11 protein-coding genes and 1 tRNA gene are annotated in these 11,860 nt (G+C 70.0%); 4 read left to right on the top strand and 8 right to left on the bottom strand.

Annotated elements, in window-relative coordinates; genetic code table 11:
* Positions 1-90: 90 nt before the first annotated feature.
* The 8 genes from AC07ZS_RS03615 to AC07ZS_RS03650 form a co-directional block, all read right to left on the bottom strand.
* Positions 91-178: transfer RNA gene (locus AC07ZS_RS03615), tRNA-Ser, on the bottom strand.
* Positions 179-221: 43 nt separating this feature from the next.
* The gene (gene ureG / locus AC07ZS_RS03620) at positions 222-902 is read right to left on the bottom strand and encodes an urease accessory protein UreG (RefSeq protein ID WP_494797263.1); all 681 of its coding nucleotides are present in this window, start codon (positions 900-902) and stop codon (positions 222-224) included.
* 25 nt (positions 903-927) lie between these two features.
* The gene (locus tag AC07ZS_RS03625; RefSeq protein ID WP_494797264.1) at positions 928-1,647 is read right to left on the bottom strand and encodes an urease accessory protein UreF; all 720 of its coding nucleotides are present in this window, start codon (positions 1,645-1,647) and stop codon (positions 928-930) included.
* Entirely contained in the window at positions 1,634-2,170 is a 537-nt protein-coding gene (ureE, locus tag AC07ZS_RS03630; protein ID WP_494797265.1) for an urease accessory protein UreE, read from the bottom strand. Before ureE ends, AC07ZS_RS03625 begins: the two co-directional genes overlap by 14 nt.
* Before the next feature lie 8 nt (positions 2,171-2,178).
* On the bottom strand, positions 2,179-3,897 hold the full coding sequence (ureC, locus tag AC07ZS_RS03635; protein WP_494797266.1) for an urease subunit alpha: 1,719 nt from the start codon (positions 3,895-3,897) through the stop codon (positions 2,179-2,181).
* A 2-nt stretch (positions 3,898-3,899) separates the two neighbouring features.
* Entirely contained in the window at positions 3,900-4,205 is a 306-nt protein-coding gene (locus AC07ZS_RS03640) for an urease subunit beta (RefSeq protein ID WP_494797267.1), read from the bottom strand.
* 4 nt (positions 4,206-4,209) lie between these two features.
* On the bottom strand, positions 4,210-4,782 hold the full coding sequence (locus AC07ZS_RS03645) for a HupE/UreJ family protein (RefSeq protein WP_494797268.1): 573 nt from the start codon (positions 4,780-4,782) through the stop codon (positions 4,210-4,212).
* 7 nt (positions 4,783-4,789) lie between these two features.
* A complete protein-coding gene (locus AC07ZS_RS03650) occupies positions 4,790-5,092 on the bottom strand; it encodes an urease subunit gamma (RefSeq protein WP_494797269.1) in 303 nt (100 codons plus the stop codon).
* Between the two features lie 234 nt (positions 5,093-5,326).
* Here AC07ZS_RS03650 and AC07ZS_RS03655 point away from each other — a divergent pair, with 234 nt between their 5' ends.
* The 4 genes from AC07ZS_RS03655 (at position 5,327) to AC07ZS_RS03670 (ending at position 11,774) form a co-directional block, all read left to right on the top strand.
* Positions 5,327-8,671: a hybrid sensor histidine kinase/response regulator gene (locus AC07ZS_RS03655; RefSeq protein ID WP_494797313.1), complete on the top strand. Its 3,345-nt coding sequence runs from the start codon at positions 5,327-5,329 to the stop codon at positions 8,669-8,671.
* Positions 8,655-9,668 carry a response regulator gene (locus AC07ZS_RS03660; protein ID WP_494797270.1) on the top strand — a complete coding sequence of 338 codons (1,014 nt, stop codon included), beginning with the start codon at positions 8,655-8,657 and terminating at the stop codon, positions 9,666-9,668. The genes AC07ZS_RS03655 and AC07ZS_RS03660 overlap by 17 nt, the downstream gene beginning before the upstream one ends.
* 53 nt (positions 9,669-9,721) lie before the next feature.
* On the top strand, positions 9,722-11,047 hold the full coding sequence (locus tag AC07ZS_RS03665) for a cache domain-containing protein (RefSeq protein ID WP_494797271.1): 1,326 nt from the start codon (positions 9,722-9,724) through the stop codon (positions 11,045-11,047).
* 91 nt (positions 11,048-11,138) lie between these two features.
* Positions 11,139-11,774, top strand: a complete 636-nt coding sequence (locus AC07ZS_RS03670; RefSeq protein WP_494797272.1) for a response regulator — start codon at positions 11,139-11,141, stop codon at positions 11,772-11,774.
* Positions 11,775-11,860 lie beyond the last annotated feature (86 nt).

An 11,860-nucleotide genomic window follows, 5' to 3' on the forward strand; every position in this document is an offset into this window, starting at 1 on the left:
CGTTCAAACAAATGGACGCAATGATGCCCGAGTACCTGTAAAGGTCGAGCCGATGAAAGTGGGGGATGCGCGCGGTGCGCTGAAGCGTTCTGGCGGAGACTGTGAGATTCGAACTCACGGACCCTTGCGGGTCGGCAGTTTTCAAGACTGCTGGTTTAAACCGCTCACCCAAGTCTCCGGAAGCGATGTCAAGGATGGGATTCTAGCCCGCACCCGCTTTTTCAGGCCGGCACGGGCTCCCGGGCTTCGCTGCGCAGCATGCCCCGGGTCTCGATGAAGCGCACCACCTCGTCCACCCCCGCCAGGGTCTTGAGGTTGGTCATCACCCAGGGGCGGCGCGCGGCATCGGGGCGCATGCGCGCGGTGTCGGCCTTCATCACATCCAGGTCGGCGCCCACGTGGGGGGCCAGGTCGGTCTTGTTGATGACGAAAAGGTCGCTTTTGGTGATGCCGGGGCCGCCCTTGCGCGGGATCTTCTCGCCTGCGGCCACGTCGATCACGTAGATCGTGAGGTCGCTGAGTTCGGGGCTGAAGGTGGCGGCCAGGTTGTCGCCACCGCTTTCGATGAACACCACGTCGGCGTTCGGGAACTGATCCAGCATGCGGTCGATGGCTTCGAGGTTGATCGAGGCGTCTTCACGGATCGCGGTGTGCGGGCAGCCGCCGGTTTCCACACCCATGATGCGTTCGGCCGGCAGCGCGCCGCTCACAGTGAGCAGGCGCTGGTCTTCCTTGGTGTAGATGTCGTTGGTGATGGCCACGAGGTCGTAGCGCTCGCGCATGGCTTTGCAGAGCATTTCCAGCAGCGTGGTCTTGCCCGAGCCGACCGGGCCGCCGATGCCCACGCGCAACGGGGGCAGGGTCTTGGTGCGGTGGGGGATGTGGTGCAGGGCGGTGGTCATGGCTGTCTCCTTGGTGTGAGGTCGCTCAGGAGCGGAAAAGGCGAGAGTATTGCGTTTCGTGGCGCGCAGAAAGAATCGCGAGCAGGGGGCTGAAGGCCTGCCGGGCGTCGTCGCTCAGCGCCAGGGCGTGGTCGGCCGCGCCGGGGATCTGTTGCGCCAGGCGCGCGAGCATGCGCTGGCCCGAGCTCTGGCCCAGGGGCACCGACTTGATGGCGGCCTGCACCAGGTTTTCGGCCCAGCCGAAGGCATAGCCCACCAGGCTGTCGCGCACGCTGGCCTGCGCGCTCGCAGCGGCGCAGGCGCAGGCCACCGGGTAGGTGGGCGGGTTCAGGTCGGCGGCTTGCAGTTGCTCGAACACCCCGGCGCCGAGTTCGCCCAGCTGGCGTGCCCACTCCAGCAGGGAACGGCCCATCTGCTCGGTCTGCAGGCGGAACTCCAGCGTCTCGCGGGTCTGCAGCACCCAGTGATTCAGCTCGCGCACGCGGGGGAGGTCGTGGCGGCGCCAGGCGGGAATGGCCTGGGCCACCACCGCGAGGTCGCTGCGCGCCAGGCCCAGGTGCAACTGGTCGGTGAGCCAGGCGGCCGCACTGGTTTCGTCGTGCACCAGGCCCGCGTCCACGGCCGCTTCCAGGCCTTCGGAGTAGGAGAAACCGCCCACCGGCAGCGCGGGCGAGGCGAGCCACAGGATCTGCAGCAGGCTGGCGGCCGAGCGCTCAGGCGTGCCGCTCGCTTCAGCCGTGGTCATGCCCGTGGGGGTGATCGTGGTCGTGACCGTGGTGATGGCCGTGCGCATGGCCTGTGCCGTGGGCGCCGTAGGCACCGCCTTCGGGCTCGAACGGCTCGCGCACTTCCACCACGGTGAGGTGCATGGCGCGCAGCATGTCGGCCAGCACGTGGTCGGGCTCGATCTTGAGGTGGTCGGGCTGCAGCTCGATGGGCACGTGCCGGTTGCCGAGGTGGTAGGCCGCGCGCATGAGGTCGAAGGCCTGGTCCTGCGCGGGGTGGTCGGGGCAGGCGGTGATGCGCAGCACCGGCTGGGGCGCGGCAACCACACGCAGCAGCGAGCCGTCCTGCGTGAGCAGCACGTCGCCGCCGCGCACCACGGTGCCGCGTGGCAGGAACACGCCCACGTGGCGCTCGTCGGACGCGGTGGCGTCGAAACGGCTTTTCTGGCGGACGTCCCAGTCCAGCACCAGTTGCGCGGCGCGCTGCACCAGCGGCCTGGCGAGGCCCCGGCCCTGGGGAATCAGCTTGGAGACTTGCAGCATCGCGGCGATCAGAACAGGAAGTAGCGCTGCGCCATCGGCAGGCGCGTGGCGGGTTCGCAGGTGAGCAGCACGCCGTCGGCGCGCACCGCGTAGGTCTGCGGGTCGATCTCCATCTTCGGCAGCAGCGCGTTGTGCACCATGTGGGCCTTGGTCACGCCCCGGATGCCCTGCACGGCCGACAGGGTTTTCTGCAGGCCGAAGCGTTCGCCCACGCCGGCCTTCAGGCCGGCCTGCGAGACGAAGGTCAGGCTGCTCTTCGCGGTGGCACCGCCGAAGCTGCCGAACATGGGCCGGTAGTGCACCGGCTGCGGGGTGGGGATGGAGGCGTTGGGATCGCCCATGGCGGCCAGCGCGATGCTGCCGCCCTTGAGCACCAGCGCCGGCTTCACGCCGAAGAAGGCGGGCTTCCACAGCACCAGGTCGGCCCACTTGCCCACTTCCAGCGAACCGACGATGTGGGCGATGCCGTGCGCGATGGCCGGGTTGATCGTGTACTTGGCGATGTAGCGCTTGACGCGGAAGTTGTCGTGCCGCGAGCTGTCCTCGGGCAGCGTGCCGCGCTGGCTCTTCATCTTGTCGGCCGTCTGCCAGGTGCGGATGATGACCTCGCCCACCCGGCCCATGGCCTGGCTGTCGCTGCTCATCATGCTGATGGCGCCCATGTCGTGCAGGATGTCCTCGGCCGCGATGGTCTCGCGGCGGATGCGGCTCTCGGCGAAGGCCAGGTCCTCGGCGATGCCGGCGTCCAGGTGGTGGCAGACCATGAGCATGTCCACGTGCTCGTCCAGCGTGTTGACCGTGTAGGGCATGGTCGGGTTGGTGGACGAGGGCAGGAAGTTGGCCTCGCCGACCACGCGCAGGATGTCGGGCGCGTGGCCGCCGCCGGCGCCTTCGGTGTGGAAGGCGCACAGGCTGCGGCCTTTGGTGGCCGCGATGGTGTCTTCCACGAAGCCCGATTCGTTGAGCGTGTCGCTGTGGATCGCGACCTGCACGTCGGCTTCTTCGGCCACGCTCAGGCAGGTGTCGATGGCCGAGGGGGTGGTGCCCCAGTCCTCGTGCAGCTTCAGGCCGATCACGCCGGCGTCGATCTGCTCGTGCAGCGCGGCGGGCAGGCTGGCGTTGCCCTTGCCCAGGAAGCCCAGGTTCATCGGCAGGCCGTCGGCGGCCTGCAGCATGCGCTCGATGTGCCAGGGGCCGGGCGTGCAGGTGGTGGCGAAGGTGCCGGTGGCCGGGCCGGTGCCACCGCCGAGCATGGTGGTCACGCCCGAGGTCAGCGCCTCGTCCACCTGCTGCGGGCAGATGAAGTGGATGTGGCTGTCGATGCCGCCGGCCGTGACGATGTGGCCTTCGCAGCTGATGACCTCGGTGCCCGGGCCGATGACGATGTCCACGCCGGGCTGGGTGTCGGGGTTGCCGGCCTTGCCGATGGCGACGATGCGCCCGCCCTTGAGGCCGATGTCGGCCTTGACGATGCCCCAGTGGTCGATGATCACCGCGTTGGTCATCACCGTGTCCACCGCGCCTTCGGCGCGCGTGCGCTGGCTTTGTGCCATGCCGTCGCGGATCGTCTTGCCGCCGCCGAACTTCACTTCTTCACCGTAGCCGCCGGCGGCCAGGGTGTAGTCCTTCTCGATCTCGATCACCAGGCCGGTGTCGGCCAGACGCAGGCGGTCGCCGACGGTGGGGCCGAACATGTCGGCATAGGCGCTGCGGGGGATGCTGGCCATGGTCAGAGTTTTCCTTGAACCTGGGCACGGAAGCCGTGCACGGTGCGGTCGCCCGCGTAGTCCACCAGCTCGACGGTGCGCTGCTGGCCGGGCTCGAAGCGCACGGCGGTGCCGCTGGCGATGTTCAGCCGCATGCCGCGCGCGGCGGCGCGGTCGAAGTCGAGCGCGCCGTTGGTTTCCGCGAAGTGGTAGTGCGAGCCGACCTGGATCGGGCGGTCGGCGCCGTTCTTCACCACCAGGGTGAGGGTGCGCCGGCCGGGGTTGAGCGTGTGCTCGCCCGCGTCGGTGAAGAGTTCGCCGGGGATCATGGTGTCAACCCGCCAGCAGGGACCAGCCCATGTTCAGGCCCATCAGGGCCACCACGCCGCCGGCCAGGCGCGGCAGCCAGCGGTGGGCACGCTGGAAGCCCAGGCCGATGGCGATGCCCGCCGCGTGCAGCGCCGCCGTGCCCAGCACCATGCCGGCCAGGGCCGCGCCGGCCGCCAGCTCCTGCCCATGGGCCGCGCCATGGAACAGCGCGAAAGCGCCCACCAGCACGGCGCCGGCCGCCTCGGGCAGCTTCACCTGCGCGGCCAGCAGCAGGCCCACCACCAGCATGGAAGCCGCGATCATGGGCTCGATGGCCGGGAAGGCCACGCCCGCCTGCGCCATCAGCGCGCCGGCCAGCAACAGGGCCGCGAACGACAGCGGTGCGACCCACAGGCGCTTCGTGGTCATGGCGCTCCACACGCCCACGGCCAGCATGGCGGCGAGGTGGTCCAGGCCGGTGACGGGGTGCAGGAAGCCGGTGAGCAGACCGCCGTTGTCGTGCGCATCGCCCACGTGGGCGAAGGCGGAGAACGAGAGGGCGGCCAGCGAGAGCGTGAGCAGGTGTTTGAGCTTCATGGGGGTGTCAGGGAATGGGTTGGTGCACGGTCACGAGCTTGGTGCCGTCGGGGAAGGTGGCCTCCACCTGGATGTCCGGGATCATCTCGGCGATGCCGTCCATCACGTCGGCGCGGGTGAGCACGCTGCGGCCTTCGCTCATCAGCTGTGCCACGGTCTTGCCGTCGCGCGCGCCTTCCATCACGGCCGCGCTGATCAGCGCCACCGACTCGGGGTAGTTGAGCTTGAGGCCGCGGGCCTTGCGCCGCTCGGCCAGCAAGGCGGCGGTGAAGATCAGCAGCTTGTCTTTTTCTCGGGGCGTGAGTTCCATGGTGGTGGTGCGCGGTCGTCAGGGAGGCATGAGCATACAAGTCGACCTGGAATCAGCAATTCCCGTGCCCTGCGCACGGGCGTGGCATGAAAGCTGCGAAATCCCGGTGTGAACCCCGCCGTGCCCCCACCGTCCTCCGTGCCCGCCAGCGCCCCGCCGCCGGCCGGGCAGGATGCGCCGCAGCGCATCATCAAGGTGCGCCGCGACTACAACAGCTGGGTCGGCAGCGAGACCATGGAGGACTACGCCCTGCGCTACACGCCGCAGCGCTTCCGCAAGTGGAGCGAATGGCGGGTGGCCAACACCGCGTTCGGTGCCGCCTCCTTCCTGATCCTCGAGGCTGTGGGCGCCACGCTGCTGGTGCAGTACGGCTTCGTCAACGCCGCGCTGGCCATCCTCTGCACCGGCCTCATCATCTTCCTGGGCGGCCTGCCCATCAGCGTCTACGCCGCGCGCCACGGGGTGGACATGGACCTGCTCACGCGCGGCGCGGGCTTCGGCTACATCGGCTCGACCATCACCTCGCTGATCTACGCCTCCTTCACCTTCATCTTCTTCGCGCTCGAGGCGGCGGTGATGGCCTACGCGCTGGAGCTCGCGCTCGACATCCCGCCCGCCTGGGGCTACCTGATCTGCGCGCTGGTGGTCATCCCCCTCGTGACGCACGGCGTCTCGGTCATCAGCCGTTTCCAGGTCTGGACCCAGCCGCTGTGGATCGTGATGATGGTGGTGCCTTTTGGGGCGGTGGCCTGGATGGCGCCCGAGACCTTCACCAACGTGGTGCGGTACGGGGGCGAATCTGGTGCGGGAGCGGTGTTCGATTGGCACCTCTTTGGTGCGGCGCTCACCGTGGGCATCGCGCTCATCACGCAGATGGGCGAGCAGGCCGACTACCTGCGCTTCATGCCCGCGAAAGAACCGGGCCACGCGCTGCGCTGGTGGCTGGGCGTGCTGGCCGGCGGGCCGGGCTGGGTGGTGCTGGGCGTGGTCAAGATGCTGGGCGGTGCGCTGCTGGCCTACCTGGCCATCAGCCACATGGTGCCGCCCGAGCGCGCGGTGGATCCCAACCAGATGTACCTCGCGGCCTACGAGTTCGTGTTCTCCGACTACGGCTGGGCGGTGGCGGCCACGGCGCTGTTCGTGGTGGTCTCGCAGCTCAAGATCAACGTCACCAACGCCTACGCGGGCTCGCTGGCCTGGAGCAATTTCTTTTCGCGCATCACGCACAGCCACCCCGGCCGCGTGGTGTGGGTGGTGTTCAACACGCTGATCGCCTTCATGCTGATGGAGATGAACGTGTTCCAGGCGCTGGGCGAGGTGCTGGGCCTGTACTCCAACATCGCCATCGCCTGGATCATGGCCGTGGTGGCCGACCTCGTGATCAACAAGCCGCTGGGCTGGTCGCCCAAGGGCATCGAGTTCAAGCGCGCCTACCTGTACGACATCAACCCCGTCGGCGTGGGTGCCATGGGCCTGGCCTCGGCGCTGTCCATCGTGGCGCACATGGGCCTGCTGGGGCCGACGGCGCAGGCGTTCTCGGCGGTGATCGCGATGGTGACGGCGTTGATCACGGCGCCCGCCATCGCCTGGATCACCCAGGGGCGCTACTACATTGCGCGGCAAAGCACGGGCGGCGTGTCCCGCACCTGTGTGATCTGTGAACGCGAGTACGAGGCGCCTGACATGGCGCACTGTCCTGCGTACCAGGGCCACATCTGTTCCCTGTGCTGCACGCTCGACGCGCGCTGCGGGGACCTCTGCAAGCCGCATGCGCGCCTGTCCGAGCAGTGGATGGGCGCCTTGCGCCGCGTGCTGCCGCGCCGTGTGTGGCCCTACCTGGAAGCGGGCCTGGCGCACTACCTGCTGCTCATGATGATCGTGGCGCCGGTGCTCGCGGCCGTGCTGGGCCTGCTCTACCGGCAGGAAGTGGAAGGGCTGGCCCAGGGCCTGGGCGTGGCGGCCAACACCTCGCTGCTCGACGCCGCGCTGCGCTCGGGCTTCGTGCGGGTGTATGCGGTGCTGCTGCTGATCGCCGCCACCGTGGCCTGGTGGCTGGTGCTCGCGCACAAGAGCCGCGAGGTGGCACAGGAAGAATCGAACCGGCAGACGCGCCTGCTGATGCAGGAGATCGAGTCGCACCAGCGCACCGACGAGGCGCTGCAGCAGGCGCGGCGCGCGGCCGAGCAGGCCAACCAGGCCAAGACGCGCTACATCTCCACCATCAGCCACGAGCTGCGCACGCCGCTCAACAGCATCCTGGGCTACGCCCAGCTGCTGCAGGAAGATCCCGGCGTGGCGCCGCACCGCGCGCAGGCCATCCGCGTGATCCACCGCGGTGGCGAACACCTGCTCTCGCTGATCGAGGGCACGCTGGACATCGCGCGCATCGAATCCGGCAAGCTCGCGCTCGACGTGCGGCCCATGGCGTTTGCCGACGCCATGCGCGAGGTGGCCAGCATGTTCGAGCTGCAGGCCGCGGCCAAGGGCCTGCGCTTCTCCTACGACACCGGCAGCCGCCTGCCCGACACCGTGCGCGCCGACGAGAAGCGCCTGCGCCAGATCCTCATCAACCTGCTGGGCAACGCGGTGAAGTTCACCCGCAGCGGCGAGGTGCGGCTGCGCGTGGCGCACGCGCGCGAGATGGCGCAGTTCGAGGTGCACGACACCGGGCCCGGCATGGGCCAGCAGGACCTGGACCGGGTGTTCGAGCCGTTCGCGCGCGGGCAGGGCGAGGCGGTCGCCCACGGCGCGGCCACCGGCACCGGCCTGGGCCTGACCATCGCCAAGATGCTCGCCGACCTCATGGGCGGCGAGATGACGGTGCGCAGCACCCCGGGCCAGGGCTCGGTGTTCACCGTGCGCCTGTTCCTGCCTGAGCTGCACGGCGTGCAGCTGCCGGCGCCCGCCGCCTTGCCGCTGCACGCCGGCTACCAGGGCATGCGCCGCCGCGTGCTGGTGGTGGACAACGAGGAGGCCGACCGCGAGCTGCTGGCGCGCTGGCTCGCGCCGCTGGGCTTCGAGGTGATGCTGGCCACCAGCGGCCACGACGCGCTGGCCCTGCTCGACGGCCTGCAGCCCGGCGAGCCCGGTGCGCCGCACGCGGTCTTCATGGACCTGGCCATGCCCGGCATCGACGGCTGGGAAACGCTGCGCCGGCTGCGCGCGCGCGGCTGGGGCACGGTGCCGATGGCCATCGTCTCGGCCAACGCCTTCGACAAGGGCCTGGACAACGACCTCGGCCACCGCCCGCAGGACTTCTTCGTCAAACCGGTGCGGCGCGAGGACCTGCTGGCCTGGCTCGGCCAGCGCCTGTCTTTGGCGTGGATCACCGAGGCCGCGCCCGAGCGGGCATCGGTGCCGGTGGCCGCCGCCGCGCCCGCCACGCGCGACGAACTCGAACCCCTGCTGGAACTGGTGCGCCTGGGCTACTACAAGGGCATCGTGCAATGGCTCGACGAATGGGTGCAGCGCCGTCCCGAACAGGCCGTGTTCGCGCAGGGCCTGCGCACGCTGGCGCGCGAATTCCGTTTTGAAACCATCGAACAGCAACTGCTGCAACACCATGTCGCACCCGGTTGAAACCCCGGCGCCATCGACCGCGCGGCCCCTGACGGACGCGCTGGTGGTGCTCATCGTCGACGACGTGCCGGACAACGTCGCGCCGCTGCACGACGCGCTGGACGAAGCGGGTTACACCGTGCTCGTGGCGCTCGACGGCGAAAGCGCCATCCGCCGCGCCACCCAGGCCCTGCCCGATGTGGTGCTGCTCGACGCCGTGATGCCCGGCCTGGACGGCTTCGAGGTCGCGCGCCGGCTCAAGGCGCAGCCGGCCACGGCGCACATCCCCATCATTTTCATGACGGGCCTGACCGACACCGAGCACCTGGTGGCCGCGCTCGACGCGGGCGGGGCCGACTATGTGACCAAGCCGATCAAGCCGCGCGAGGTGATGGCGCGCATGGGCGTTCACCTGCGCAGCGCGCGCCACGCGCGGCAGGGCGCGGTGGAGCGCAGCCAGGCGCGCAACGCGCTCGACGCCTTCGGCTACGCCACCATCACCGTGCGCGAGCGCGACGGCCGCCTGATGTGGCAGACGCCGCTGGCGCGCGACCTGCTGCGCCACCACTGCGGCACCGAAGCGCCCACCACGCCGCCGGCCGTGCTGCAGTGGCTGCGCCGCCACCTCGGCGAAGCGCTGGCGCAGCGTGAGCCACCGCGCCTCACGGTGGAGAGCGGCCCGCGCCGCCTGACCTTCCGCCTGCATCAGTGCGTGGGCGACGAGGTCAACGGCGAAGGCGGCGACTGGCTGATCGTGATGCAGGAAACCTCGGACGCCAGCGTGCTCGCCGGCCTGGCCGCCGCCTTCGGCCTCACCGCGCGCGAGGCCGAGGTGCTGTACTGGGTGGTCAAGGGCAAGATCAACCGCGACATCGGCGACATCCTGGGCGCCAGCCCGGCCACGGTGAAGAAGCACCTGGAGCGCATCCACGCCAAGCTGGGGGTGGAGACGCGCACGGCCGCGGCTGCCATGGCGATCAACCGCGTGCCGCAGTTGCAACCGCAGCACGGGGGCTGAGCCGCCCTGCCGCGATCGGAGGACAATGGCGCCACGGCGCCCATTCCCCTCCGATGCGACTGCGAACCAAGATCCTCCTGCTGGCCATCCTGCCGCTGCTGGCTTCGCTCGTGCTCATCGCGCTGGCGGTGCAGCACCAGGAGCGCGATCTGGCCAGGCGCGAGTACGCCCTGGTGGAGCGCACCTACCTGGAGGCGCGCCGCGCCGAACTGCGCAACTACGTGGCCCTGGCCGCCAGCACCGTGCAGCCGCTGTACGACCGGGGCGGCAACGAGGCCGCTGACCGCGAGCAGGCGCTGCGCCTGCTGGCCTCGCTGGACTACGGCCGCGACGGCTATTTCTTCGTCTACGACCTGCAGGGCCGCGTGCTCATGCATTCGCGTCAGCCCGAGCTGGTGGGACAGAACCTGTGGGAACTGCGCGACCCCCAGGGCCGGCCCACGATCCAGCGCCTGATTGCCCAGGCGCGCGCCGGCGGCGGTTTCGTGGACTACCTGTGGCGCCAGCCTTCCAGCGGGAAGGACACGCCCAAGCTGGGTTATGTGATGGCCTACGAGCGCTGGGGCTGGATGCTGGGCACCGGGCTCTACCTCGACGGCATCCAGGCCACGCTCACGCGCATCGAAGGCGAGGCCAACCGCAACATCGCCACCACGCTGCTGTGGATCGCCGGCATCGCGGTGTTCGGCATCGCGCTGATCAGCGCCAGCGGCCTGGCGCTGAACCTGAGCGAACACCGCGTGGCCGAGAACAAGCTGCGCCTGCTGGCGCGGCAGGTGCAGCAGTCGCAGGAAGACGAGCGCGCCCGCCTCGCGCGCGAGCTGCACGACGGCATCAGCCAGACCCTGGTGTCCACCAAGCTGCTGGTGGAGGCGGGGGCGGACACCCGCGACCCCGAGCCGCTGGCGAAGGCGCTGCAAGGGCTCAACCACACCCTGGTGGAAGTGCGCCGCATTTCGCACGCCCTGCGCCCGGCGCTGCTTGACACCCTGGGCCTGCCCGCCGCGCTGCAACACCTGGGCCAGGAATTCGAGGACGCCAGCGGCCTGCCGGTGGCGGTGCGCATCGAAGGCACCGAGCGCGAACTGCCCGACGAGGTGAAGACCGCGCTGTTCCGCGTGGCGCAGGAGAGCCTGACCAACGTGGCCAAGCACGCGCGGGCGACGCAGGTGGAGATCGTGCTGGCTTTCGGGCCGGGCGAGGGCCTGCGCATGGGCGTCACCGACGACGGCCGGGGCTTCGACAGCGCGGCCGTGCACCTGCACCCCGAGCGCGGCATCGGCCTGCGCAACATGCGCGAGCGCCTGGCCGCGATCGGCGGGCGGCTGAGCATCCAGGCCGAACCCGGCCACGGCACCCAGATCGAGGCCAAGACATGAAGCACCCCCGCCGCGCTTCGCGCGACCCCCTCAAGGGGGCGGCGCCTGCGGCCCGGCAAAGCCGGTTCCGCGGCACCTCTGGAGAATTGACGTGATCAACTCGCCGCATGTGATCAAGATCCTTCTGGTCGACGACCACCCCATGGTGCGCGAGGGCCTGCGCGCGCGCCTCTCCAGCGTGGCGCAGCTGGCGGTGGTGGGGGAGGCCGGCGACGCCGCCGAGGCGATGCGCCTGCTCGACGGCCTGGTGGTGGACGTGGTGCTGCAGGACGTGGGCCTGAAGGACGGCAACGGCATCGACCTGGCGCAGGCCATGCTGGCGCGCTGGCCCGGTTTGTGCGTGCTCATGTTCAGCATGTACGACAACCCCGAGTACGTGCAGCGCGCCCTGCAGGCCGGTGCGCGCGGTTACGTGCTCAAGGACGCGCCGGCGGGCGAGATCGTGGCCGCCATCGAGGCCGTGGTGGCCGGCGGCACCTTCCTCAGCCCGGGCGTGTCGCGCCGGCTGTTCCGCCAGGCCGCGCCGCGCCCGCTGCTCACGCCGCGCGAGAGCCAGATCCTGAGCGCGCTGGGCCGGGGCGAGTCCAGCAAGCAGATCGCCAAGGCGCTGGACCTGAGCGTGCGCACCGTCGAGACGCACCGCCAGAGCATCAAGCGCAAGCTGGACCTGGAGGGCCAGGCCGAGCTCATCAAGTACGCCGTCGAGCACGCCCGCGAAACCCCCTGATAGGTAGTTCCACCTAAGTGTTGCCACGCGGTCCGGCGCGCGGTGCAACGGATGCGCGCGTGCGCGCGCTTGCCGATACTGCCCGT

It is taken from the genome of Hydrogenophaga sp. GW456-12-10-14-TSB4, assembly GCF_059424305.1.